The sequence below is a fragment of the Enterobacter sp. JBIWA008 genome (assembly GCF_019968765.1).
Taxonomy (GTDB): Bacteria; Pseudomonadota; Gammaproteobacteria; order Enterobacterales; family Enterobacteriaceae; genus Enterobacter.
In genome coordinates this window covers 4,131,463-4,155,950 of sequence record NZ_CP074149.1, presented here as the reverse complement: position 1 = coordinate 4,155,950, position 24,488 = coordinate 4,131,463, and the positions used below count along the sequence as shown (strand labels likewise).

At 53.6% G+C, this 24,488-nt stretch carries 30 protein-coding genes, 1 tRNA gene and 1 pseudogene; 26 read left to right on the top strand and 6 right to left on the bottom strand.

All coding sequences use genetic code 11. The features are described from left to right. Window positions 1-172: 172 nt before the first annotated feature. Both KGP24_RS20065 and KGP24_RS20060 read right to left on the bottom strand, forming a co-directional pair. A complete protein-coding gene (locus KGP24_RS20065) occupies window positions 173-1,222 on the bottom strand; it encodes a phage portal protein (RefSeq protein ID WP_223561599.1) in 1,050 nt (349 codons plus the stop codon). Next, window positions 1,222-2,985, bottom strand: coding sequence for a terminase ATPase subunit family protein (locus tag KGP24_RS20060; protein ID WP_017382378.1), 1,764 nt, complete (start codon window positions 2,983-2,985; stop codon window positions 1,222-1,224). The genes KGP24_RS20065 and KGP24_RS20060 overlap by 1 nt, the downstream gene beginning before the upstream one ends. Window positions 2,986-3,134: 149 nt before the next feature. Between KGP24_RS20060 and KGP24_RS20055 the strand changes: the two genes are divergently transcribed. The 11 genes from KGP24_RS20055 (at window position 3,135) to KGP24_RS20005 (ending at window position 8,667) form a co-directional block, all read left to right on the top strand. Then, on the top strand, window positions 3,135-3,962 hold the full coding sequence (locus KGP24_RS20055; RefSeq protein ID WP_223561598.1) for a GPO family capsid scaffolding protein: 828 nt from the start codon (window positions 3,135-3,137) through the stop codon (window positions 3,960-3,962). Window positions 3,963-3,977: 15 nt separating this feature from the next. Further along, window positions 3,978-5,126, top strand: a complete 1,149-nt coding sequence (locus KGP24_RS20050; protein ID WP_014884904.1) for a phage major capsid protein, P2 family — start codon at window positions 3,978-3,980, stop codon at window positions 5,124-5,126. A gap of 3 nt (window positions 5,127-5,129) precedes the next feature. Further along, on the top strand, window positions 5,130-5,783 hold the full coding sequence (gpM, locus tag KGP24_RS20045; RefSeq protein ID WP_209783333.1) for a phage terminase small subunit: 654 nt from the start codon (window positions 5,130-5,132) through the stop codon (window positions 5,781-5,783). A 98-nt stretch (window positions 5,784-5,881) separates the two neighbouring features. Then, entirely contained in the window at window positions 5,882-6,349 is a 468-nt protein-coding gene (locus tag KGP24_RS20040) for a head completion/stabilization protein (protein WP_014884903.1), read from the top strand. Continuing rightward, window positions 6,349-6,552 carry a tail protein X gene (locus KGP24_RS20035; RefSeq protein ID WP_032642157.1) on the top strand — a complete coding sequence of 68 codons (204 nt, stop codon included), beginning with the start codon at window positions 6,349-6,351 and terminating at the stop codon, window positions 6,550-6,552. The genes KGP24_RS20040 and KGP24_RS20035 overlap by 1 nt, the downstream gene beginning before the upstream one ends. 3 nt (window positions 6,553-6,555) lie before the next feature. Further along, the gene (locus KGP24_RS20030) at window positions 6,556-6,771 is read left to right on the top strand and encodes a hypothetical protein (protein ID WP_014884902.1); all 216 of its coding nucleotides are present in this window, start codon (window positions 6,556-6,558) and stop codon (window positions 6,769-6,771) included. Continuing rightward, window positions 6,752-7,267, top strand: a complete 516-nt coding sequence (locus KGP24_RS20025) for a lysozyme (protein WP_223561597.1) — start codon at window positions 6,752-6,754, stop codon at window positions 7,265-7,267. Before KGP24_RS20030 ends, KGP24_RS20025 begins: the two co-directional genes overlap by 20 nt. Continuing rightward, window positions 7,264-7,692: an Rz-like lysis system protein LysB gene (lysB, locus tag KGP24_RS20020; protein WP_223561596.1), complete on the top strand. Its 429-nt coding sequence runs from the start codon at window positions 7,264-7,266 to the stop codon at window positions 7,690-7,692. The genes KGP24_RS20025 and lysB overlap by 4 nt, the downstream gene beginning before the upstream one ends. Then, window positions 7,577-7,825: an Rz1-like lysis system protein LysC gene (gene lysC, locus KGP24_RS20015; protein WP_223563535.1), complete on the top strand. Its 249-nt coding sequence runs from the start codon at window positions 7,577-7,579 to the stop codon at window positions 7,823-7,825. The genes lysB and lysC overlap by 116 nt, the downstream gene beginning before the upstream one ends. Beyond that, a complete protein-coding gene (locus KGP24_RS20010; RefSeq protein ID WP_223561595.1) occupies window positions 7,788-8,219 on the top strand; it encodes a phage tail protein in 432 nt (143 codons plus the stop codon). The genes lysC and KGP24_RS20010 overlap by 38 nt, the downstream gene beginning before the upstream one ends. Next, window positions 8,212-8,667 (top strand): phage virion morphogenesis protein, encoded by a 456-nt coding sequence (locus tag KGP24_RS20005; protein WP_223561594.1) that lies wholly within the window; start codon window positions 8,212-8,214, stop codon window positions 8,665-8,667. Before KGP24_RS20010 ends, KGP24_RS20005 begins: the two co-directional genes overlap by 8 nt. On the opposite strand, the gene KGP24_RS20000 is transcribed toward KGP24_RS20005, so the two are convergent. Beyond that, a complete protein-coding gene (locus KGP24_RS20000) occupies window positions 8,664-9,383 on the bottom strand; it encodes a DUF2971 domain-containing protein (protein WP_223561593.1) in 720 nt (239 codons plus the stop codon). The genes KGP24_RS20005 and KGP24_RS20000 overlap by 4 nt on opposite strands. 190 nt (window positions 9,384-9,573) lie before the next feature. Between KGP24_RS20000 and KGP24_RS19995 the strand changes: the two genes are divergently transcribed. The 6 genes and pseudogenes from KGP24_RS19995 to KGP24_RS19970 all read left to right on the top strand — a co-directional run bounded on the left by KGP24_RS19995 (window position 9,574) and on the right by KGP24_RS19970 (window position 13,633). Then, complete coding sequence (locus KGP24_RS19995; RefSeq protein ID WP_223561592.1) at window positions 9,574-10,152, top strand: phage baseplate assembly protein V; 579 nt, start codon at window positions 9,574-9,576, stop codon at window positions 10,150-10,152. Continuing rightward, window positions 10,149-10,508 carry a GPW/gp25 family protein gene (locus tag KGP24_RS19990; protein ID WP_029741006.1) on the top strand — a complete coding sequence of 120 codons (360 nt, stop codon included), beginning with the start codon at window positions 10,149-10,151 and terminating at the stop codon, window positions 10,506-10,508. Before KGP24_RS19995 ends, KGP24_RS19990 begins: the two co-directional genes overlap by 4 nt. After that, on the top strand, window positions 10,495-11,403 hold the full coding sequence (locus tag KGP24_RS19985) for a baseplate assembly protein (protein ID WP_223561591.1): 909 nt from the start codon (window positions 10,495-10,497) through the stop codon (window positions 11,401-11,403). Before KGP24_RS19990 ends, KGP24_RS19985 begins: the two co-directional genes overlap by 14 nt. Continuing rightward, window positions 11,396-12,001, top strand: a complete 606-nt coding sequence (locus tag KGP24_RS19980; RefSeq protein WP_223561590.1) for a phage tail protein I — start codon at window positions 11,396-11,398, stop codon at window positions 11,999-12,001. Before KGP24_RS19985 ends, KGP24_RS19980 begins: the two co-directional genes overlap by 8 nt. Further along, a pseudogene (locus tag KGP24_RS19975) lies at window positions 11,998-12,849 on the top strand (phage tail protein); the annotation flags it as partial. The gene KGP24_RS19980 and the pseudogene KGP24_RS19975, both read left to right, overlap by 4 nt. Window positions 12,850-13,207: 358 nt before the next feature. Continuing rightward, window positions 13,208-13,633: a tail fiber assembly protein gene (locus tag KGP24_RS19970; protein ID WP_073001398.1), complete on the top strand. Its 426-nt coding sequence runs from the start codon at window positions 13,208-13,210 to the stop codon at window positions 13,631-13,633. Here the strand turns inward: KGP24_RS19970 and KGP24_RS19965 are convergent. Next, window positions 13,625-14,671 (bottom strand): acyltransferase, encoded by a 1,047-nt coding sequence (locus tag KGP24_RS19965; protein ID WP_223561589.1) that lies wholly within the window; start codon window positions 14,669-14,671, stop codon window positions 13,625-13,627. The genes KGP24_RS19970 and KGP24_RS19965 overlap by 9 nt on opposite strands. A gap of 187 nt (window positions 14,672-14,858) precedes the next feature. Here KGP24_RS19965 and KGP24_RS19960 point away from each other — a divergent pair, with 187 nt between their 5' ends. From KGP24_RS19960 to KGP24_RS19925, 8 genes are all read left to right on the top strand, one after another. Beyond that, the gene (locus KGP24_RS19960; RefSeq protein ID WP_223561588.1) at window positions 14,859-16,031 is read left to right on the top strand and encodes a phage tail sheath protein; all 1,173 of its coding nucleotides are present in this window, start codon (window positions 14,859-14,861) and stop codon (window positions 16,029-16,031) included. 9 nt (window positions 16,032-16,040) lie between these two features. Beyond that, entirely contained in the window at window positions 16,041-16,556 is a 516-nt protein-coding gene (locus KGP24_RS19955) for a phage major tail tube protein (protein WP_007848874.1), read from the top strand. Between the two features lie 54 nt (window positions 16,557-16,610). After that, on the top strand, window positions 16,611-16,913 hold the full coding sequence (locus KGP24_RS19950; RefSeq protein ID WP_223561587.1) for a phage tail assembly protein: 303 nt from the start codon (window positions 16,611-16,613) through the stop codon (window positions 16,911-16,913). A gap of 14 nt (window positions 16,914-16,927) precedes the next feature. Continuing rightward, window positions 16,928-17,047: a GpE family phage tail protein gene (locus KGP24_RS19945; protein ID WP_007848878.1), complete on the top strand. Its 120-nt coding sequence runs from the start codon at window positions 16,928-16,930 to the stop codon at window positions 17,045-17,047. Then, a complete protein-coding gene (locus tag KGP24_RS19940) occupies window positions 17,040-19,844 on the top strand; it encodes a phage tail tape measure protein (protein WP_223561586.1) in 2,805 nt (934 codons plus the stop codon). Before KGP24_RS19945 ends, KGP24_RS19940 begins: the two co-directional genes overlap by 8 nt. Next, window positions 19,841-20,326, top strand: coding sequence for a phage tail protein (locus tag KGP24_RS19935; protein WP_047059311.1), 486 nt, complete (start codon window positions 19,841-19,843; stop codon window positions 20,324-20,326). The genes KGP24_RS19940 and KGP24_RS19935 overlap by 4 nt, the downstream gene beginning before the upstream one ends. Next, window positions 20,323-21,423, top strand: a complete 1,101-nt coding sequence (locus tag KGP24_RS19930; RefSeq protein ID WP_223561585.1) for a phage late control D family protein — start codon at window positions 20,323-20,325, stop codon at window positions 21,421-21,423. The genes KGP24_RS19935 and KGP24_RS19930 overlap by 4 nt, the downstream gene beginning before the upstream one ends. Before the next feature lie 68 nt (window positions 21,424-21,491). After that, window positions 21,492-21,707, top strand: a complete 216-nt coding sequence (locus KGP24_RS19925) for an ogr/Delta-like zinc finger family protein (protein ID WP_032681944.1) — start codon at window positions 21,492-21,494, stop codon at window positions 21,705-21,707. Between the two features lie 120 nt (window positions 21,708-21,827). Here KGP24_RS19925 and KGP24_RS19920 read toward each other — a convergent pair. Continuing rightward, a tRNA-Ile gene (locus KGP24_RS19920) sits at window positions 21,828-21,903 on the bottom strand. Between the two features lie 125 nt (window positions 21,904-22,028). On the opposite strand from KGP24_RS19920, the gene mug reads away from it, so the two are divergent. Continuing rightward, window positions 22,029-22,535, top strand: coding sequence for a G/U mismatch-specific DNA glycosylase (mug, locus tag KGP24_RS19915; RefSeq protein ID WP_223561584.1), 507 nt, complete (start codon window positions 22,029-22,031; stop codon window positions 22,533-22,535). Between the two features lie 91 nt (window positions 22,536-22,626). On the opposite strand, the gene rpoD is transcribed toward mug, so the two are convergent. Then, window positions 22,627-24,474 (bottom strand): RNA polymerase sigma factor RpoD, encoded by a 1,848-nt coding sequence (gene rpoD / locus KGP24_RS19910; RefSeq protein WP_023333459.1) that lies wholly within the window; start codon window positions 24,472-24,474, stop codon window positions 22,627-22,629. Between the last annotated feature and the right edge of the window lie 14 nt (window positions 24,475-24,488).

Genomic DNA, 24,488 nt, shown 5'->3' with positions numbered 1-24,488 from the left:
GTGCGCGCCTGCGCCGTGGTGAGGCGCTGCGTTTCATCGTGAGGCGTCGTGTGAATGAAGGGCAGGAGCGCGCAGCGAGGCGCTGAGGCGCTCTGGTAGTGTGATAGGCGCAAGGGAATAAAAAAACCGCCCGGAGAAGGGCGGTTGATATCAAAGGCTGGCCGGGAGAGCGTCAGTCTTCATCGGTGAGATATGGGTTAAAACGTATCACTTCTTCACCCAGCCACTCGTTAATTTCTGTGATGCGGCCCTGCAGCGGCGTCAGTTCGTTGCGAACGAAAACGCGCGCTGCTTTTTCCACATCGCCAAACCCGCCGGTATTGGTTGGAATAATCCCCATCAGCTGCGGCGGCACGCGGTGAGCGGCCAGCATGTCATCACGACTCACGTTTTTGATGTTAAGAAATTCATCTTTCGCGGCGACTTCTGATAGTGGGATGATCTGAATGCCGTCCTTCTTCCCGTTTGGGCTGTACATAAACAGGTTGCGGAAGTTGCCAGGCCCTTTAGATTTTTTCAGTGCTTCGCGTATGCTGTCCACTTCATTCTGATTGGCTGCGGGGTCGCTCATGTACATGATAAAACCAGCATGGCTACCATTTTGATAATACTTGCGGCGAAACAGCGTGGCTGATTCATTCAGCAGGGCGGATGGAATGGCGGAGAGGTATTCCGGCATCCCGTAAAGCTCCTGGTTAACGTCCGGTTCCATCAGGTGAAACACGCTCCCCTCATCGAACTGATAGGGCTGCGAATTGTAGCCATACTGCGCAAACCAGTATGTGTCCGGTTCAATGCCGCGACGGGTGTATTTGGCAAGCGAGGCGCGCAGTTCCATGATCTGCCCTAAGCGGTTCATGCGTTTTTCAAGGTAGGCATTGCCGAATACCAGAAAGTCCTGGGCGAACCGGGAAAAGGCCTGCTTCGAGAGCAACCGGTGTGGGATGTAGGTACTGGTAAGAATATTGCGTTTAACCTGTATGGCGCTTGAATGATGAACCGCTGACCGGTAGGTTCGCGCCAGACCATCCATGCTGATTGGCGGTTCATACCAGCGGTCCAGCTCTACACACTCCAGGTAATCAAATAACTCCCGTCGGTCCATTACGGGGATCGGATCGCCAAACGCAAACGCTTCGGCATTTGCATTGCTGACCATGTTGGCCGTTTCGGTGGCGGTCTGGCCGCGCGGTGCCTTGCTGCGGTTTTTGCGGTTAGCCATTAAAAAATCTCCACGATGTTGCTGGTACTGGCGGAAGCTCCTGCCAGTGGTTCGTTATAAAGTGCGTGCATGGTTGCCCAGGCTAAATCCGCGTGGCTGGCTTCCTCTGTGCGGGCTGCTTCGTAGGTTGGCCGGTTGCCGCTGGCGGTGGTTGAACGTCGAATGGACATAAAGGACTGCGCGATATCCAGCATCCCCGCGTCAAACTCCAGACGGCGCCCGCTGATGATGTCGTAGGCTTTAAGTACCAGGGCATTTTTAACGGTCGGGTTGTAGACAAACTCACGCGCGGCAGGGAAGAACTGCTTAACCGTTTTGTAAACGCCATCGCCAACGCCGGTCGAATCAATGCCGATGTAGGTCACGTTGTAGCGTCTGGTGATTTCCTCAATCGCTGAGGCCTGGGCGCGAAAGTCCATCCCGCGCCATTGGTGACGCTCAAGGATGCGGAATTTACCGCCGGGGACGACGGGAGGCGCAATGACAACGCAACCGGCGCTGTCACCGTTCTGCGTTCCTTTTGCCGGGTCATAGCCGATCCAGACCGGGTGGTATGCAAACGGACGCAGTAAAAGCGGTTCGAAATCGTCCCATACATCCCAGCTGTCAACCATGCAGGACTGCAGCAACGCCAGCGGGAACACGGACGCCAGGTCGTCAACAAACTGACACATCAGCAGGTTGTTGTATTCGTCCGGGCTGTACTCCAGGCGCAGCTGGTCCAGGTCGAAAAGGTTACACCCGCCGTTTACGGCATCCTCAATGGTGACTATCTGGCGGTACTGGCCGTCAGGGCATAAAACGCCGTGCGCCAGGCTACTGTGAGAAAGGTCAAATTCTACCCTGTCGGCTTTCGGGCGCCCTTTATTGAACAGGGCGCCGGACCAGAACGGGTAGGCGCTGTGCGTCAGGCTGGAAGGTGTAGAGAAATAGGTCTGGCGCCATTTTTTGTGCAGCGCCATACCCGAGGCCACCTTGCGCAGCTCCTGGAATTTCGGTATCCAGAAATACTCATCAAGATACAGATTGCCGTGATAGCTCTGCGCGGTACGGGCATTTGTACCGAGGAAGTAAAGACAGGCGCCGTTAGGCAGCACCATCGGATCGCCTTTCAGCTCAACATCCACCTCTTTTGCGAAGTCGATGATGTACTGTTTAAAAACGTGTGCCTGGGCTTTACTCGCTGACAGAAAGATTTGATTTCGGCCCGTGGTCAGGGCGTCTATCAACGCTTCACGGGCGAAATAGTAGGTTGCACCGATCTGGCGTGACTTTAAGAGGTTGCGGATACGGTGTTTGATACCAGCGTCCCACCAGTGGCGCTGGTATTCGAACATACCGGCGCGGAAAATCTCTTCCAGCTTTTCGATCTGTTCGTCGGTAAACAGGTTTTTTTCCGGCGGCTTGCGCGGGCCTTTATTGCGGTTGGCCACGTTGGGGTTCAGGTCTGCTTCATTCCCGCCATTGTTAAATTTGCCGATCCTGGCCTGTCGTTCGGACTGACGCGCCAGCAGGTCAATTTCTTTAAAATCCTTTCCTTCCTTCTGCTCCTTCATGACGAGCTGGCAGTAACGTGCGGCGGTGGTGAGCTGCATCTGATCCAGTGGGCCATATTCGCCCCACTTATCGCGTTTTTTCCAGCTGTGAACGGTTGCAACTTTCTCGCCCAGCATTTCAGCAATGCGGGCTACACGGTATCCCTGAAAGTACATCAGCATTGCCTGACGACGGGGATCGAGGTCTGCGGGGGTCAGTGTTGTCATGGCACAAACATACGGCCTCAAATCAGCACTTTCCCCGGCTTCGCATTGTGTGGGAGTTCGCACAAGCCCAACGCGTTGTTTACACGCGCCTATCACCGCAAACATAAGGCTCTGAACGTGTTACGAACTAACTAACCGGAGCCGGACCGATGGCAAAAAAATCTAAGCGTTTTCGTATTGGGGTCGAAGGGGCCACCACTGACGGGCGCGTTATTGAACGTGACTGGATCACCCAGATGGCGGCGAGCTATAACCCGCAGGTATACACCGCGCTGATCAATATGGAACACATCAAGGGTTTTACCCCTGATGGGCCTTTCCGTCGTTTTGGCATGGTGGAAAAACTGGAAGCGGAAGAAATCACCGAAGGGGCCTTGTCCGGGAAGATGGCGCTGTATGGCTGGATTGCCCCGACGGACGATCTGGTCACCATGACCGGTAACTGGCAGAAGCTTTTCACCTCAATGGAAGTTAACACCAGCTTTGCCGATACCGGCTCCGCTTATCTGGTTGGTCTGGCGGTTACTGACGATCCGGCAAGCCTCGGCACTGAAATGCTGCAGTTCAGCGCCAGCGCAGAACATAACCCCCTGGCGCGCCGCAAGCTGGACAAAGACAACCTGTTTACCGCTGCTCTTGAAACGCTAATCGAGTTTGAGGACGTGCCGGAAAAAACCAGCCTGTTTACCCGCGTGAAAGAGCTGCTGTCCCGCAAAGGCGCCGATGATAACGCCCGCTTTGCTGATGTGAATCAGGCTGTTGAAACCATCGCGCGTGAGCATCAGGTGCTGGCGGAGCAGGTCGGCACCCATCAGACCGATTTCAGCAACAAGCTGAGCGATATGCAAAAGGTTGTTGATGAGACAACCAGCGCACTCTCCACCCTGCGTGAGCAGCTTTCCACCCAGGACAGCCGCAGCGAACGCCGCCCTAATGCGACCGGCAATAACGGCGCAGAACAAACCACCGATTGCTGACGGAGCAAAAGCACAATGAAAAAAGAGACACGTTTTAAATTCAACGGCTATCTGACGCAGCTCGCCAAACTCAACGGCGTATCTGTGAGCGATATCGCCTCGAAATATACGGCTGAGCCGTCAGTGGCGCAGACGCTGGAAACGAAAATCCAGGAGTCTTCCTCGTTCCTGCAGAAAATCAACATTATCCCGGTTGATGAACAGTCCGGCGAGCGTCTGGGGCTGGGTATCGGTTCCAGTATTGCCGGAAATACTGATACCACTCAAAAAGACCGTGAACCCGTTGATCCGACTTACATCGACGGTGAAGGGTACAAGTGTACCCAGACTAACTCTGATACGGCGCTGCCTTATGCGAAGCTGGATTTATGGGCCAAATTCCAGGACTTCCAGACGCGCATCCGTGACGCCATCATTACCCGCCAGGCGCTTGACCGCATCATGATCGGCTTCAACGGCGTGAAGCGTGAGAAAACGTCAGACCGCGCGACCTATCCACTGCTGCAGGATGTGAATATCGGCTGGCTGGAGAAAATCCGCCAGGAGAAACCCGTCCAGGTAATGGATAAGATCGTGTCCGAAGGCGAGGTGATTTCTCAGACTATCCGTGTTGGTAAAGGCGGTGATTTCCTGAATCTGGACGCGCTGGTTATGGGCGCCGTGAATGAGAAAATCGCGCCGTGGTATCAGGAAGATACGGAGCTTGTGGTTATCGTCGGGCGCCAGTTACTGGCGGATAAATATTTCCCGATCGTCAACCGTGACCAGCCAAACAGCGAAGCGCTGGCGGCAGATCTTATCGTCAGCCAGAAGCGTATCGGCAACCTCCCGGCCGTTCGCGCGCCGTTCTTCCCGGCGAATGCTATGCTGATCACCCGCCTGGATAACCTGTCTATTTACTGGCAATCAGGCTCCCGCCGCCGTTCGGTCATCGACAATCCGAAGCGTGACCGCGTGGAGAACTTCGAGTCCGTTAACGAGGCGTATGTTGTCGAAGATTACGACGGCGTTTGCCTGGTTGAGAACATCGAGCTGTTGCCCGTGCAGGCAGGTGGCAATGCCAGCCCAGCGCTGACAACTGAAACCATCCAGGAAATCGTCACGGCAGCGGTGAAAGGCGCGCTTGATGCGCAGGCAGCTGGCGGTGCTGGCGCCGGAGCGTGATAAATGAATCCGTTCCGTGCTCACACTCAGTATGTACAGGCACAGGATGCCGCCCGGCAGGGCGGCAGTAATGCCAGCCTGACGGGCTACAACCAGATGCTGTTACAGCTGACAGAACACCGCAGGCGCCTTAAAACCGTCCAGTCAAATGAGCGCAAGGCTCAGCTCAAACGTGAGTTTCTTCCCGCTTATGCCTCATGGATTGCCGGTTTACTGGATGCTGACGCGTCAGGCCAGGACGACGTGGCGATGTACGTCATGATCTGGCGCATTGATGCCGGAGACTATACCGGCGCGCTGGACATTGCCCGCCATGCCATTAAATACGGCTGGGTCCTGCCGCAGCGATTCAACCGGACCTGCGGGACCGCTGTTGCGGAAGAGTTTGCCGACGCGGCAATGCGCGCATTTTCTGCCGGTGAATCATTCAGTGCCGCCATTCTTACCCAGGTGCTCGATATCGTTGAAGGTCAGGATATGCCGGATCAGTCCCGCGCCCGGCTTCATAAGGCGATGGGCTACGCGCTGCGGGATAACGATCAGGCAGTGGCGGCACTTAACCATCTGAAGCGTGCCCTGCAGCTGGATAACAGTTCTGGCGTCAAAACCGAAATCAACAAGCTTGAAAGCCGATTGCGACAGGCAATGTCGGCTTAACGAATCGTGCCAACGCGCGGGGCGGCACGGGGTGGCGACAGGCTTTATGCCGCGTCAAAACCCCGTCCACCGCCCAACTATTTGGGAGTGCCAGAAATATGCAATTCGTTTCGCCGGAACAGGCCGGGGAAAGTACCCAGGACGTTATTAAAAACACCAGTTTCTGGCCTGATGTCAGGGTTTCAGAGTTCCGCCGTGATATGCGCATGGATGGGAGTGTCACCGATCCACGCCTGCGTCTGGCGTTGCTGACAGCGATTGCTGAAGTTAACGCCGATCTTTATGAGTTCCGCGAGAAACAACGGGCGCAGGGGTATGCGAGCCTGGCCGACGTCCCTGCTGATGTGATCGACGGCGAAAGCCAGCGGCTCATGCTGTATCGCCGTGCGGTGTTTTGCTGGGCAAAAGCAAATCTGGTTGAGCGCTATCGCGATTTTGACGCAACAGGCGACGGAAGCAAGAAAGCCGAAGATATCGAAACAACCTTAGGCGAGCTGTGGCGCGATGTGCGCTGGGCGGAGTCCCGCCTGCGCGATATGCCGCATATGACGGTGGAGCTGATTTGATGAAAGTGCGTGCGCATCAGTATGACACGGTGGACGCACTTTGCTGGCGCCATTACGGGCGCACGCAGGGAGTCACTGAGCAGGTGCTGCAGGCGAATCCGGGGCTGGCTGAATATGGCCCCTTTTTACCGCACGGGCTGCAGGTGGAGCTGCCGGATATCACGGTGTCAACCACTGCGCAGACTGTCCAGTTATGGGACTGAACTATGACGCTTGAACGAATCAGCGCCTTTATCACTTACTGCGTTGCCCTGCTTCTGGCATGGCTCGGCGATTTGTCTCTTAAAGATGTATCGACCATTACCGGTCTTGCGCTGGGGATTATTACTGCAGCGGTGACCTGTTATTTACGCTGGAAAGCCTACCAGCTGTTGCGGGACGGCAGAATATCCAGGGGGGAATATGAGTCCTTCAATCGTTAAGCGTTGCCTGGTCGGCGCGGTGCTGGCGATTGCCGCCACGCTGCCGGGCTTTCAGTCGCTTCATACCTCCGTCGAGGGGCTGAAACTGATTGCTGACTTCGAAGGGTGCCGCCTGCAGCCATACCAGTGCAGCGCCGGGGTCTGGACTGACGGGATCGGCAATACGTCCGGGGTAGTGCCGGGCAAAAACATAACGGAGCGACAGGCCGCGCAGGGGCTGATTAATAACGTGTTGCTGACGGAAAAAAGGATTGAAGCCTGCCTGCAGGTTAAGCCACCTCAGCATGTTTACGATGCCCTGATCAGTATCGGCTTTAATGTCGGAACGGGGGCAATCTGCCGGTCAACAATGGTTTCTTACATCAATCGCCAGCAATGGTGGCAGGCGTGCAACCAGCTCCCCCGCTGGATTTATGTAAATGGTCAAAGGAGTAAAGGGCTGGAAAACAGGCGCGCCCGTGAGCTTGCCTGGTGTCTTAAAGGGGCAGGGGCATGACGCGCGCGCTGGCGGTGGTCCTGGCTCTGGTGCTGGCATTGCTGGGCTGGCAGTCATGGCGGCTTAACAATGCCGGTCACACCATCGGGACGCAGGCTGAGGCGCTTAAAAAGAACAAGCAGGAGCTGGCGAAGAAAAACAGCCAGCTCATCAGCCTGTCCATTCTTACCGAAACCAACAGCCGGGCGCAGATGCAACTTTATGCTGCTGCGGAGGAGACTTCCGCGCTGTTGCGGAGCCGCCAGCGCCGGATCGAGGAGCTAAAACGTGAAAACGAGGATTTACGCCGCTGGGCTGACACTCCTTTGCCTGCTGACATTATCCGGCTGCGGGACCGCCCGGCCCTCGCCGGAGGTGCAGCTTACCGTGAGTGGTTGTCCAAAAGTGACGCAATGCCGTCTGGACAGGTCAGCGCCGCGCAGTAATGGGGATTTGAACCAGGTGCTGGATGAGACTGAGGCCGCCTGGGCGGTATGTGCCGACAAAGTGGACACGATCATAGCGTGTCAGGAGCGAGACAGTGAACAAGCCGCAGTCCTTACGCAACGCCCTGAATAAATCGGTGGCGTATGTCCGTGACAACCCGGACAAACTGCACCTTTTTGTTGATAACGGTTCGCTGGTCGCAACCGGCGCCCGTTCAATGTCATGGGAATATCGCTACACCCTGAACGTGGTGATTGAAGACTTTAGCGGCGACCAGAATTTAGTTATGGCGCCCGTGCTGCTCTGGTTAATGACCAATCAACCGGACGCTATTAACAACCCGGAGCTGCGCGAAAAACTTTTTACCTTTGACGTCGATATCCTGAGCAACGATCTGTGTGATATCAGCCTCAATCTGCAGCTCACGGAGCGCGTGATTGTCAGCACAGGCGGCACTGTATCGAGCGTAGAAGCGGTGCCGGAACCCGACGTACCCGACGAAATGTGGACGGTGAAACGTGGATGACCTGCAGAGGGTGGATGACTGGCTGGCGGCCCTGCTGGCGAATCTGGAACCGGCAGCCCGCAACCGTATGATGCGACAACTGGCGCAGGAGCTGCGCCGGTCGCAACAGCAAAACATCAGGCTGCAGCGCAATCCAGACGGCACCGCCTTTGAGGCGCGTCGGGTGACGGCCAGAAGTAAAAAGGGGCGCATCAAGCGCCAGATGTTCGCCAAATTGCGCACCACTAAATACCTGAAAACCGCAGCCACTGCGGACTCTGCCAGCGTGCAGTTTGATGGGAAAGTCCAGCGCATCGCCCGTGTTCACCATTATGGTCTGCGTGATCGAGTCAGACGCAACGGCCCGGAGGCCCGGTACCCGGCACGCCGTCTTTTGGGCGTGAATGATGAGGTGGAAACCATCACCCGTGACACGCTGTTGCGCTGGCTGTCCGAGTCAGAGCGTTAAGATAGGCATTGATGTATTGCTTCATTAATCGGCAATTTGTTAAAGGTCCACTCTGAGGCATCGAAGCCACATACATAAATTTTACAGTGAGGCAGCACAGCATTTATTTCATCACGCTTTTGGATTAAATAATTTTTGACAAAAGAGTTTCTAAATCCTAAATAAATTTCCTTGATGCTTGATTTGTCTATCTCTTGGATTTCTGTATTAAGCCTGTGAACATTTCTTACAACTCTCACCTCTTCTTCATAAGACCAGTATGCAGGTTTGTAGAGAAATGTTCTTTGCAAAGCCTCAAGTAATTCTGGTTTATATATATGTTGAAGACCTTGATAAAAATAGGTGTTGGTGGAGTCGATGAATGGGGATTTTGGTTTTGTTGAAGTGTAAATAACGCTTCCAAATTTTGCAGGGATCACATTAGAACCATGGTCATTTAATCCTGCTGCGTCTGCATCAATTCCAAAAACAAAACCTGCATGAGAACTATTTCCCCTGTCTAGAGATATGCCTCTCGCTCCTTCTATTTTTTCACCCTTGGCATAATGCGCCCACATCAGAGGATTTAAGGGGTTTCGGGTGAGCGAGAGAATGCCATATGAATCAGAGGTTGCAATAAATCTGATGGCTTGTTCTGCATCTTCTGATTCAGAATCATAATGTAAGCTTGTTAACTCAAAAGGATCATTCAATGAAAATGCCTTTGAAAATTTCAAGGTTGAATTGCTCAGTATTAAATCCGCTGTGTTCGAGTCGACATATTTATATAAAATCATATTTAAATAACTCAATTGGTAGATGTTTTATATTTAATAAAGCAATTAATGTTCTTAATGCTCCATTGTAAGAGACTCCATACAAACACGATAGGTTTTTTGATTTGTTTTGTTGATGCACTCTCATGAAATGAATGCACAACTTACCGAAATCATGCGCCTTATCACCAACCTGATCCGCACCGGCACCGTAACCGAAGTGGACCGGGAAAACTGGCTGTGTCGTGTGAAAGTGGGCGAGCTTGAAACCAACTGGATTAACTGGCTGACACTGCGCGCAGGCGGTGCCCGTACATGGTGGTGTCCGTCGCCGGATGAGCAGGTGGTGGTGCTGAGTATGGGCGGCAATCTGGAAACCGCTTTTGCCTTACCTGCGATCTATTCCAACCAGTTCGCGCCGCCGTCGGACTCCGTGGACGGATGCGTAACGGAATACCCGGACGGTGGCTGGTTTGAATATGAACCCGCGACCGGCCGCTGGCATGTGCGGGGTATCAAATCCATGGTGATCGAGGCGGCAGATAACATAACCCTGAAAACGGGGGAGTTTGTGGTGGAAGCAAATAACACGCGCATAAACAGCGAGGTGGTGATCAATGGTGGCGTCACCCAGGGCGGCGGCGCCATGAGTTCTAACGGGATCGTAGTCGATAAACACGGTCATACCGGCGTTAAGTCCGGCGGCGATACATCGGGAGGTCCTGTATGACGCTGTATATCGGTATGAATCAGGACAATGGCAAAGCCATTTCTGATGCAGACCATTTGCGGCAGTCGGTAAGGGATATTCTGCTGACTCCCCAGGGAAGCCGTATAGCCCGCCGGGAATATGGTTCCCTGCTGTCGGCATTGATTGACCAGCCCCAGAACCCGGCGCTGCGCCTGCAGATTATGGCGGCTGTTTACGTATCGCTGAGTCGCTGGGAGCCTCGGCTTACGCTGGATTCCATCACCATCAACAGCAGCTTTGACGGCTCCATGGTGGTTGAGCTAACCGGGAAGCGCAATAACGGCGCGCCTGTTTCTCTTTCGGTATCAACAGGAGCAGACAATGGCAGTCATTGACCTTTCCCAGCTCCCCGCGCCGCAAATCGTTGACGTGCCGGACTTTGAATCCCTTCTGGCTGAGCGTAAGGCCGCCTTTGTGGCCCTGTATCCGGCAGATGAACAGGACGCGGTGCGGCGCACGCTTGAGCTGGAATCTGAACCCATCACCAAACAACTGCAGGAAAACACGTACCGGGAAATCCTGCTGCGCCAGCGTATCAACGAGGCGGCGCAGGCGGTCATGGTGGCTTATGCCATGGGCGGCGATCTCGATCAGATGGCGGCCAACTACAACGTGAAGCGGCTGACGGTTACACCTGCCGATAACGACGCGGTGCCGCCGGTCGCAGCGGTAATGGAAAGTGACGAGGCGTTGCGCCTGCGTGTTCCTGCTGCATTTGAGGGGCTGTCCGTTGCGGGGCCAACGGCGGCTTATGAGTTTCACGCTAAAAGCACGGACGGGCGAGTCGCTGACGCCAGCGCAACCAGCCCGGCACCGGCAGAGGTGGTGCTTACCGTACTGAGTCGTGAGGGCGACGGAACGGCAGCGGCGGACCTGCTGGCGGTGGTTGAACAGGCGCTTAACAGTGAGAACGTGCGGCCGGTTGCTGACCGTCTGACGGTGCGCAGCGCTGAAATTATTCCGTACAGCGTGGATGCAACGATCTTTCTTTACCCGGGGCCAGAAGCTGAGCCGGTGATGGAGGCGGCAAAGGCCAGCCTGCAGAAATATATCGCCAGCCAGACGAGGCTGGGGCGCGATATTCGCCGCAGTGCTATTTATGCCGCGCTGCATGTTGAAGGTGTGCAGCGTGTTGAGCTGACCTCGCCGCTCGCTGATGTGGTGCTGGATAAGACACAAGCCGCTTCATGTACGGAATGGAGCGTAACCAACGGGGGAACGGATGAATAGTCTGCTTCCTCCTGGTTCATCGCCGCTTGAGCGCCGCCTGGCGCAGACCTGCAGCGGAATTTCCGATCTGCAGGTGCCGCTGCGCGATTTATGGAATCCGGCAACATGCCCGGTCAAGTTTCTGCCGTATCTGGCGTGGGCCTTTTCGGTTGATCGCTGGGACGAAGGATGGGCGGAGAGCGTGAAGCGCCGCGTGGTGCAGGATGCGTTCTATATCCATCAGCACAAGGGCACAACCAGCGCAGTGCGGCGTGTGGTGGAGCCGTTCGGCTTTCTGATCCGCATCATTGAATGGTGGCAGACCGGTGAGGCTCCGGGCACGTTTCGCCTGGATATTGGGGTGCAGGACCAGGGCATAACAGAGGAAACCTATCTGGAGCTGGAGCGCCTGATCGGTGACGCCAAACCCTGCAGCCGGCATCTGATAGGCATGTCCATAAATCTGCAGACGAGCGGACCATGTTTTGTGGGGGCTGCCACTTACACCGGCGAAGAAATCACGATTTACCCGTATATCAACGAAACCATCCTTTCCGGTGGTTCTGCCTATGAGGGCGGCGCCGTCCATGTTATTGACACAATGAGAGTGAACCCATGAGCGCAAAATTTTATACCCTGCTGACTGATATGGGCGCGGCGAAACTGGCAAATGCCGCCGCGCTCGGTGTTCCGCTGAAAATTACACAGATGGCAGTGGGTGATGGCGGCGGCGTGCTGCCAACGCCAAATGCCCAACAGACAAAGCTGGTCGGTGAAAAACGCCGTGCAGCTCTGAATATGCTGTATATCGATCCGCAGAACAGCAGCCAGGTCATAGCTGAGCAGGTGATACCTGAAACAGAGGGCGGTTGGTGGATTCGTGAAGTTGGGTTGTTTGATGAAACCGGCGCGCTGATTGCTGTCGGTAACTGCCCGGAGAGCTACAAGCCGCAGCTGGCAGAAGGAAGTGGACGCACGCAGACAGTGCGCATGGTACTGATTACCAGCAGCACCGATAACATTACGCTTAAAATTGATCCGTCCGTGGTGCTCGCTACCCGTAAATACGTGGATGATAAGGTGCTGGAGCTTAAGGTGTATGTGGATGAGCTGATGGCGGCACATCTTGCGGCCGCTGATCCGCATTCGCAATATGCACCAAAAGCCAGCCCGACGTTTACCGGGACCCCAAAAGCCCCGACGGCGGCGGCTGGTAACAATTCCACTCAGCTTGCCAATACTGCTTTTGTGCAGGCCGCTATTGCAGGGCTTGTTGGTTCCTCACCTGCAGCGCTTGATACATTGAACGAACTGGCGGCGGCGTTAGGTAACGATCCTAACTTTGCGGTCACTATGACTAATGCCCTGGCGAACAAGCAACCGCTTGATTCTACGTTGAGCAATCTTAGTGGAAAGACCGTCGCTGAGATTATTCAATATCTTGGCTTAGGTGAGGCGGCTAAAAGAGGAGTAGGTATTGGACAAAACCAGATACCTGATATGTCCTTTTGGACGGGAACGGAGCTAAGCGGGGCCGTAACCAGCGGTTGGAGGAAAACACCTGATGGTTATATTGAGCAATGGGGGGTTGGTGCTATAACTACAGATAGCTCACAAGTTGCATTCCCGATTCCTTTTCCGACTAAAGTTTTATGGCTGGCTGAGCAAGACAACTCAGGCGGAGCCAGAAGAACTTTTTGGCAGTTAAATGAAATTACAAACACGGGATTCACGGCAGTCAATTTAGCGACAATAACCAAGGGGTCAACAACGGTGAATGCCTCGGTTGGTGCTCGCGTAACATGGTTTGCAAGAGGAGTCTGAAATGACATATTTATATTCTCCAAAAAACAATAAATTCTATCCCTTTTCGCTCAAGGAGAGCTATATTTTGCGCGGGGTGTGGCCCTCTGAGGGTGTTGAAATTAATGAGGGCGATTTTCAATTATTTATTAACCCTCCAGATGGTAAGTGCCTTGTGGCAGATAGTAATGGTTACCCTGTATTGATTGATATTCCTCCCATTACGAGAGAAGAAAAGGTTTTACAGTTTGAGAGAGAGAGAAGTGCTCTTTTAGATAATGCCAAAAATGCTATATCCTCATGGCAGACCAAACTAATCTTGGGGCGTATTAGTGATGATGAAAGGGATAAGCTGAATATGTGGTTGGATTATATTGATGCAGTACTGGCCGTTAAGACCAATACTGCATGTGATGTTGAATGGCCTACTATACCAAAATCAATCTGACTCGACAGTCGAAGTTTTTACTCGTTTATAGTTCATAATGAAGGATTTGATTTTCTTATTATCTTCGACTAAGTGATAGCAGGCTGATGCCATAATCAGGTTGATCGCAGCAAGGATGCTCCAGATTAGCCATGTTGGGAGTGAGGAAAATGTATCATGATACATAGTGATATAAATCATGATAGGAAGTTGCATTAGGTAGAATGAATAACTTATTTTTCCAAGGTATATAAAAGGAAGTGTTAAAATATTTTTATTAATATTGGCGCTTGCCAGGCAGTAAACAATGATACATGTGGCCGGTAAAGTAACGTAATTGTTCTGCATCCAACCATTGTTTCCTGTAGGAGATACAAATAGTAATAATATTAATGCAAGAGCAATGAGGCTGATTTTTAATTTTTTAAATCTGAAGCCTTGGGCAAAGATGCAGCCAATCGCTACGCCAGAAACAAACTCAGGTAAGCGATGGATGGGACTGACATAGTAATGTGGAAATGCTGCGTTGTTTATTAAAATCATCGATATTGGGATGATTAATGATGAAATTATAATAGCTGTAATCAGAGAGGTGATTGGTCTTTTTTGTATCAAGGGTAAAATGAAAGGGAAAGTTAAATAGAAAAACATTTCTGTTGAAACTGACCACGAACCACCGAAATTCCATTGACTGAAACTTTCTGGGAACCATGATTGGGTAGTTGTGATAAATAATAATAGGTATGTTATGGAATGGGTGAGGTCATATTCAGAGATGAATGGGAGTGTTATTGCTCCCATAACTAAATATGCTGGAATTATTCTTGCGATTCTTGAACGGTAATAATTTTCTTTTATGCCATTTCTTGATGCCCAAGCCATAACAAAGCCAGAAAGAACAAAGAAAAAAGACATGCCGATGGCCCCATTACCTATGATGGATTGCCACCAGGCTGAAACATCAGCCTTATATCTAAGGTTGCAATGAAACAAAAACACATAAAACGCAGTAATAAAACGGAATATTGTTAGGCCGTGAAGGTCGTTTCTGAGATTCATAATCACATTCTAGTAAGGTTTTTGCCAGCAGAGCTGGTAGCGGAAGCTTCTATCATTCACTGATTTTAAGGCAAAACACATTTTATTGCCCGTTCATTGTGCCATGTATTACACAAAGCCAGACGCGTGCGCCGCATGTGCAACCACCAGAACATAGACGCACACCTGTAAACCGGAGAAATGCCTTATGGCTCAGGATTACCACCACGGGGTGCGCGTTGTTGAAATCAACGAGGGCACCCGATCCATTACCACGGTGAGCACCGCCATCGTGGGCATGGTCTGCACCGGCGATGATGCTGATGCGTCCATGTTTCCCCTCAATAAGCCGGTCCTGCTTACCGACGTGCTGACAGCCAGCGGTAAAGCAGGCGAGTCCGGCACTCTCGCCCGCTCTCTGGATGCAATTGCCGACCAGGCTAAACCCGTGACCGTCGTTGTGCGCGTTGCACAGGGTGAAACCGAAGCGGAAACAACCTCCAACATTATCGGCGGCGTGACAGCTGACGGTAAAAAAACGGGCATGAAAGCGCTGTTATCTGCGCAGTCCCAGCTCGGCGTTAAGCCGCGCATTCTGGGCGTGCCGGGGCACGACACACAGGAGGTTGCTACTGAGCTGCTGAGCGTGGCGCAGAGTCTGCGCGGGTTTGCTTATCTGTCCGCCTACGGCTGCAAAACTGTGGAAGAGGTCATTGCCTACCGAGCTAATTTCAGCCAGCGCGAGGGGATGCTGATCTGGCCTGATTTCATCAGTTTTGACACCGTGATGAATGCTGACGCAACGGCTTACGCCTCAGCCCGTGCGCTTGGCCTGCGTGCCAAAATTGACGAACAAACCGGCTGGCACAAATCCCTTTCCAACGTGGGCGTGAACGGCGTCACCGGCATTTCTGCGGATGTGTTCTGGGATCTGCAGGACCCGGCAACCGATGCGGGGCTGCTGAACCAGAACGATGTCACCACGCTGATCCGCAAAGACGGTTTCCGCTTCTGGGGTTCCCGCTGCCTCAGTGACGATCCTCTGTTTGCCTTTGAAAACTACACCCGCACCGCGCAGGTGCTGGCTGACACCATCGCAGAAGCGCATATGTGGGCGGTGGATGGCGTGCTTAACCCGTCGCTGGCACGCGACATTATCGAAGGTATTCGCGCCAAACTGCGCAACCTGAAAACGCAAGGCTTCATCATCGGCGCCGACTGCTGGCTGGATGAGTCAGTCAATGATAAAGATTCCCTGAAAGCCGGGAAGCTCACCATAGATTATGACTATACGCCGGTACCGCCTCTGGAAAACCTGATGCTGCGCCAGCGCATCACCGATCAGTATCTGCTGGATTTCTCCAGCCAGGTCAGCGCGTAAGGGGACAATATGGCTTTACCACGCAAGTTAAAACACCTGAACCTGTTTAACGACGGGAACAACTATCAGGGGATCGTTGAATCTCTGACCCTGCCTAAATTCGGCCGCAAGTTTGAAAAGTATCGCGGCGGCGGAATGCCGGGTTCGGCGGATGTTGATCTGGGGCTGGATGATGGCGCGCTGGACACTGAGTTTTCAATCGGTGGCACCGAGCTGCTGTTATTCAAGCAGATGGGTAAAGCCACGGTTGACGGCATCCAGCTGCGTTTCACCGGCTCCATTCAGCGTGACGATACCGGCGAAGTGCAGGCCGTTGAGCTGGTTGTGCGCGGGCGACATAAAGAAGTCGATTCCGGCGAATGGAAAACCGGCGAGAGCAACACCACAAAAGTGAGCAGCACCAACAGTTACGCGAAGCTGACCATCAACGGCGAGGTGCTCTATGAGGTTGATGTGATCAACATGATTGAAATCGTTGATGGCGTCGACCTGATGGAAGAGCACCGCAACGCCCTGGGCCTCTGATCTACTTTAAAGGCGCGGGCCGCCGCGCCAGTACCTTAATAACAGGATATGACGATGAGCGAACAACTGACTGAAAAAACCGTACAGCTGGATACCCCAATCAAGCGCGGTAAAACCGAAATTACCGAAATTGTGCTGCGCAAGCCGCAGTCCGGCGCGCTGCGTGGCACCCGTCTGCAGGCGATCATGGATATGGACGTCGGCGCGATGATGACGATTATTCCCCGCATTTCCACCCCGGCGCTGACCGCCCAGGAAATGGCAGAGCTGGACCCTGCCGATCTCACCGCGCTGTCGGTTGAGGTGGTCACTTTTTTGTTGAAGAAATCGGTGCTTGCCGGTTTGCCGGCAGCCTGACGGTAGAAGACCTGGTGGCTGATATCGCCACCATTTTTCACTGGCCGCCGTCCGTCACTGACGTTATGCCGCTGACCGAAGTGCTGGAGTGGCGGCATAAAGCGATTCAGAGAAGCGGGGCCAGCGATGAGTGACACTAACCTGCGTTTGCAGGTAATTCTAAATGCGGTTGATAAGCTCACCCGCCCATTCCGATCCGCGCAGGCCAGTTCTAAAGAGCTGGCTACCGCCATTCAGCAAAGCCGCGCAAGATTAAAAGAACTGGACGCCCAGGCGGGCCGCATTGACGGTTTCCGCAAGGCAAGCGCGCAGCTGGCCGTCACCGGCAACAGTCTTAAAGCCGCACGCGAAGAAGCGGCGAAGCTTGCCACGCAGTTCTCGGCCACTAACCGCCCGACGGCGGCGCAGGCACGTCTGCTTGAGCAGGCAAAAAACCGCGTTAACGAGCTGCAGAGCAAATACAACGGTCTGCGTCAGTCTGTGCAGCGTCAGCGTCTTGCGCTCAATGAGGCCGGGCTGGACACCAAAAAGCTGAGTAGTGCGCAGCGGGAGCTGCGGCAGAACGCCGACGAAACCCGGCAGGCTCTGGACCGTCAGCAAAAATCTCTTAAACGTCTGGGCGCGCAACAGGCGCGAATGCATGCTGTCCGCGAACAGTATTCACGGCGACTTGAGATGAGAGATCGTATTGCGGGCGCCGGAGCAACTACCTCTGCAGCCGGGCTGGCTATGGGGGCGCCGGTCATGGCCGCCGTGAAAAGCTATGCCAGCATGGAAGATGCCATGAAAGGGGTGGCAAAGCAGGTGAACGGTCTGCGGGACGACAACGGCAACCGGACAAAACAGTATTACGACATGCAGGATGCCATCAAGGCCGCCAGTGAGCAGCTGCCGATGGAGAATGGCGCTATTGACTATGCCGCACTGGTTGAAGGTGGCGCGCGTATGGGGGTGACAAATCAGAATGATCCTTACGAAGACCAGAAGCGTGACCTGCTGGCCTTTGCATCCACGGCAGCAAAAGCCGCAACCGCCTTTGAGCTGCCCGCTGATGAGCTGGCGGAAGGTCTGGGTAAAATCGCACAGCTGTATAAAGTGCCCACCCGAAATATTGAACAGCTTGGCGATGCCCTGAACTACCTGGACGATAACGCCATGTCAAAGGGTGGCGATATTATCAACGTGCTGCAGCGTATGGGGGGCGTGGCTGACAGGCTTGATTTCCGCAAGGCGGCCGCGCTGGGTTCAACGTTCCTGTCTCTTGGCGCTGCGCCAGAAATTGCTGCCAGTGCATCGAATGCCATGGTGCGCGAACTGTCGATTGCGACCATGCAGAGCAAGCGGTTTATGGAAGGAATGGATCTGCTGAAACTCAATCCAGAAGAGATTGAAAAGCAGATGACAAAGGACGCAATGGGGACCATTCAGCGCGTGCTGGAGAAGGTCAACAAGCTGCCGCAGGATAAACGCCTGTCCGCCATGACGATGATATTCGGCAAGGAGTTTGGCGATGATGCTGCGAAGCTTGCAAACAACCTGCCGGAGCTGCAGCGACAGCTGAAACTCACCTCAGGATCTGAGGCTAACGGCTCCATGCAGAAAGAATCCGATATCAATAAGGATTCACTTTCCGCGCAGTGGTTGCTTGTGAAAACTGGCGCGCAGAACGCGTTCAGTAGCCTGGGTGAAACCCTTCGCCAGCCGCTGATGGATATCATGAATTACGTGAAAAAGGTCACGGGGACGCTGCGCCGCTGGGTGGAGGAAAACCCGAAGCTGGCTGGCTCATTGCTGAAAGTTATGGCGGCACTTGCGGCAATTACAGCGGTTCTGGGTACGGTCATGCTGGCAGTGTCGGTTGTGCTTGGCCCGCTGGCGCTGATGCGCCTGCAGTTTTCTATTCTGGGTATCAAAGGCGGTGGTGCCTTTGGGCTTATCACCAAAGCCCTAAAGGGGGTAGGTAGCGGGATATTGTGGCTGGGTCGCCTGATGTTTGCCAATCCCATACTGGCCGTTATTGCTCTGATAGCCGCAGGAGCGATTTACATCTGGCAAAACTGGGACACGCTTGGGCCGAAGTTTAAAGCCATTTGGGATGAGGTTTGCGCTGCCACCACGGCGGCGTGGGAATGGATTAAACAGGCTGTAAGCTATGCCTGGGAAAGTATTAAATACCTGTTTTTCAATTACACACTTCCGGGCCTTATAGCAAAAAACTGGGAAACTATTAAAGCCGGTGTGTCTGAGGCGTGGGCCAGCGTCCGGAAGACGATCAGTGACAAGTGGAATGCCATTATTTCAGATGTCAGTGCGCTACCGGCTAAATTCAAGGATATGGGCAGCGCCATTATTGACAACATCCTGAATGGTATAGATGCGAAGTGGGAAGCGCTCAAGAGCAAACTGGCTTCCGTTACCGATTATCTGCCTGACTGGATGACAGGGAAAAATAAAGCGCCGGGTAATTCTCAGGTTCAGATTGTTGGTGGTGCCGCAGCTTCTTCTGTTCCGTTTGCAGGGCTGTATGACAGAGGTGGTGTTATTCCGCGCGGTCAGTTTGGCATAGTCGGGGAGAATGGCCCGGAGATTGTGAACGGTCCGGCTAATGTGACCAGCAGGCGCCGGACTGCTGCGCTGGCTTCCGTTGTTGCGGGCGTCATGGGTGTGGCAGCGGCTCCTGCTGAAGCCTCGCCGATGCATCCATATAGCCTGCCAGCTAAAGAGTACAAACAAAGCCAGTCAGCAAAATCCGCCAGTGCGCCGCAGGCAATTCGTTATGAAATTAACGCGCCTATTCATATCACCGCTCAGCCGGGGCAGAGCGCAAAGGATATTGCCCGCGAAGTGGCGAGGCAGCTTGATGAGCGTGAGCGCAGGGCCAGGGCAAAAGCGCGAAGTAATTTCAGTGATCGAGGGGGGTATGAATCATGATGATGGTGCTGGGGTTGTACGTATTCATGCTGCGCACCGTGCCGTATCAGGAGCTGCAGTATCAGCGCAGCTGGCGGCATGCCACTAACAGCCGGGTAAACCGGCGTCCGTCTACACAGTTTCTTGGGCCGGATAACGATTCGTTGACGCTGTCCGGCGTCCTGCTACCGGAAATCACAGGCGGCAGGCTGTCATTGCTGGCCCTTGAGCAGATGGCGGAGCTGGGTAAATCGTGGCCCTTGATTGAGGGGAGCGGGACGATTTACGGCATGTTTGTGATCGAGAGCCTGAGTCAGACCAAAACTGAATTTTTTGAAAGCGGGATGCCGCGGCGTATTGAATTCACGCTGACGCTGAAAAGGGTGGATGAGTCGCTGTCTGATATGTTCGGCAGCCTCAGCGATCAGCTCAGCAATTTGCAGGACACCGCCACCTCAGCGATAGGGAATATTAAAAATACGGTGGGAGGGTTACTGCAGTGAATTTCACCTCTGATCTCACGAACCTGAACAGTAAAACGCCGGGTTTCAGCGTCATTATTGAAGGCAAGGATGTCACAACCGTACTGGATTCGCGCCTGATGAGTCTGACGCTTACGGATAACAGGGGCTTTGAAGCTGACCAGCTTGATCTGGAGCTGGACGACTCGGACGGGCAAATCGTTCTGCCGCGTCGTGGAGCCATTATTCAGTTTGCGCTGGGGTGGAAAGGCCAGCCGCTTTTTCCGAAAGGGGGATTTACTGTCGATGAGATTGAGCACAGCGGCGCGCCTGACCGTCTCACAATTCGAGCACGTAGCGCAGATTTCCGTGAAACCCTGAACACGCGGCGTGAAAAATCATGGCACCAGACGACGGTGGGTGAAGTGGTGAAGGAAATAGCTGCCAGGCATAAATTAAAGATGGCGCTGGGGCAGGACTTGATGGACAAGCCTGTGGATCATCTTGACCAGACCAACGAGAGCGATGCGAGTTTCCTGATGAAGCTGGCGCGGCAGTATGGTGCGATAGCCTCCGTTAAGGACGGCAATCTGTTGTTTATCCGTCAGGGGCGGGGCAGAACGGCAAGCGGTAAGCCGCTGCCGGTTATCACCATAACCCGCCAGGCCGGTGACGGTCATCGTTTTACCCTGGCCGATCGCGATGCCTATACGGGGGTAATTGCCAGCTGGCTTCATACCCGTGAGCCAAAGAAAAAAGAGGCAGCAAAGGTTAAGCGCCGTCGAAAGAAAACCACCACGGCAAAGGAGCCGGAAGCAAAACAGGGAGATTACCTGGTTGGGACGGATGAAAACGTGCTGGTACTCAACAGAACTTATGCAAACCGCAGCAATGCAGAGCGAGCGGCAAAGATGCAGTGGGAGCGCCTGCAGCGCGGGGTTGCAACGTTCTCCCTGCAGCTCGCAGAGGGAAGGGCTGATCTGTATACCGAAATGCCTGTGAAGGTGAGCGGCTTTAAACAGCCCATTGATGAGGCCGAATGGACCATTACCATGCTGACACACAGTGTCAGTGCAGATAGCGGTTTCACGACCACTCTAGAGCTTGAGGTGAGGATTGATGATTTAGAAATGGAATGATTACTTCACAAAATGGAATTATGTTGTATCATTATTGCGATTACAGCAAAAGTGGGGAAAAGACTAAAATGATGAATTGTCCGTTGTGTGGTCAGGCCGCACATACACGCAGCAGCTTTGAAGTTTCCCGCCAAACCAAAGAGCGTTATAACCAATGCACAAATATTGAATGCGGGCACACTTTTGTTACTCATGAAACGTTCGTGAGGTCTGTTTGTCGCCCTCAAAAAATCAGTTCTGCACCTCCGCATCCGAAGGGTTTGCAGCAACAACTTTCCTACTAACCCGCCGCTGGCGGGTTTTTTAATAAAACTACTGCTGCCATTTTGCTGCCAATGGGGTTTGAATAAACAAAAAGGCCACTCGTGAGAGTGGCCTAAGTTTATGTATTTGCTGCTAAAATTTGGTGGCCCCTGCTGGACTTGAACCAGCGACCAAGCGATTATGAGTCGCCTGCTCTAACCACTGAGCTAAGGGGCCGTGGCGGTGAATTATAAAGTAACTCCCCGCAGCAATCCAGCCATTCACACCTGCCTGCTGTTTTTATAAACAATGCATAATCAATCCTTTATACTTCCCTCACGATGTATCGAGCGGGAGTAAAGATGATCAACGATATTCTGGCCCCAGGCCTGCGGGTGGTGTTCTGCGGAATCAACCCGGGCAAGTCCTCGGCGCACACCGGTTTTCACTTTGCCCATCCGGGCAATCGCTTCTGGAAGGTTATCCACCAGGCCGGGTTTACCGACAGGCTACTCAAGCCTGAAGAGGAACAGCACCTTTTGGATACGCGGTGTGGGATCACCATGCTGGTCGAGCGGCCGACGGTCCAGGCAAGCGAGGTTAACCTGCATGAGCTGCGCAGCGGCGGGCGGGAGCTGGTGAAGAAGATTGAAGACTACCAGCCGGCCGCGCTGGCAATCCTCGGCAAGCAGGCCTACGAGCAGGCGTTTAGCCAGCGTGGAACGCAGTGGGGCAAGCAAAACATCATGATTGGCGTTACGCAGGTGTGGGTACTGCCGAACCCGAGCGGGCTCAACAGGGCAACCCTGGATAAGCTGGTAGAGGGGTATCGGGAGCTGGATGAAGCGCTGATGGTGCGGGGGCTTTAGGGGCCTCTGCGGCCTGATGCCCTCACCAACAGGGAGAGGGAATAACAAAAAAAAAGCTCCCGATTGGGAGCTTTTTCACTATCAGGACAGATTAGTCGTCCAGGAAGCTACGCAGCACTTCAGAGCGGCTTGGATGACGCAGCTTACGCAGCGCCTTCGCTTCGATCTGACGGATACGTTCGCGGGTAACGTCGAACTGTTTACCCACTTCTTCCAGCGTGTGGTCGGTGTTCATGTCGATACCGAAACGCATACGCAGGACTTTCGCTTCACGGGCGGTCAGGCCGGCCAGAACGTCGTGCGTTGCAGCACGCAGGCTCTCGGTGGTCGCAGAGTCCAGCGGCAGCTCGAGGGTGGTATCCTCGATGAAATCACCCAGATGCGAATCTTCATCATCACCGATTGGTGTTTCCATGGAGATTGGCTCTTTGGCGATCTTCAGCACTTTACGGATCTTGTCTTCCGGCATCAGCATGCGCTCGGCCAGCTCTTCCGGCGTCGGCTCGCGGCCCATCTCCTGCAGCATCTGGCGGGAGATACGGTTGAGCTTGTTGATGGTCTCAATCATATGCACCGGAATACGGATGGTGCGCGCCTGATCCGCGATAGAGCGGGTGATAGCCTGACGGATCCACCAGGTTGCGTAGGTGGAGAACTTGTAACCACGACGGTATTCAAACTTATCTACCGCTTTCATCAGACCGATGTTGCCTTCCTGAATCAGATCCAGGAACTGCAGACCACGGTTGGTGTATTTCTTGGCGATAGAGATAACCAGACGCAAGTTCGCTTCAACCATCTCTTTCTTCGCACGGCGGGCTTTCGCTTCACCGATGGACATACGACGGTTGATGTCTTTAACCTGCTCGATGGTCAGGCCGGTCTCTTCTTCAATCTGCTGCAGCTTCTGCAGACCGCGATAGACATCGTCCTTTACGTCGTGCAGTTTTTCAGACCACGGCTTGTTCATCGCGATAGCCGCGTTGAACCAGGTTTCGCTGGTTTCGTTGCCGGTGAAGAGGGTGATGAAGTTCTTCTTCGGCATTTTGCACTGCTCAACGCACAGCTTCATGATGATGCGTTCCTGGGTGCGTACGCGATCCATCATCACGCGCATGCTGTTTACCAGGTAGTCGAACTGTTTTGGCACCAGGCGGAACTGTTTGAAGACTTCAGACAGTTTCAGGATCTCTTCCTGTGCGGCGGCATGACTGCGGCCTTTCGCTTTGATGGTGTCACGCGTCACTTCGTACTGGGTACGCAGCTCGGCAAACTTCTCACGCGCCAGCTCCGGATCGATGCTGTTGTCATCGTCCGCAGTGTCGTCGTCGCTCTCTTCCTCATCTTCGTCTTCGTCATCATCCATCTCTTCCTGAGACAGTTCAGAACCGACGTGAGTGGCGGTAGGTGCCATATCTTCTTCAGCGTTCGGGTCGACAAAACCGGTGATCAGGTCAGACAGGCGCGCTTCTTCCGCTTCAACGCGATCGTACTGCTCCAGCAGATAGGTGATCGCTTCCGGGTACTCGGCAACGGAGCACTGAACCTGGTTGATCCCGTCTTCGATGCGTTTTGCGATGTCAATTTCGCCTTCGCGGGTCAACAGTTCAACGGTACCCATTTCGCGCATGTACATGCGGACCGGGTCAGTGGTACGCCCGATTTCAGATTCCACGCTGGACAGTACCTGTGCAGCAGCTTCTTCCGCATCTTCGTCAGTGTTGTTGGAGGTTTCAGCCAGCAACAGATCATCGGCATCCGGTGCTTCTTCCATCACCTGAATGCCCATGTCATTGATCATTTGGATGATGTCTTCGATTTGATCTGAATCGACGATATCTTCCGGCAGATGGTCATTGACCTCGGCATAGGTCAGATAGCCTTGCTCCTTACCACGTTGGACAAGAAGTTTCAGCTGTGACTGCGGGTTTTGCTCCATAAGACGGTATCCAC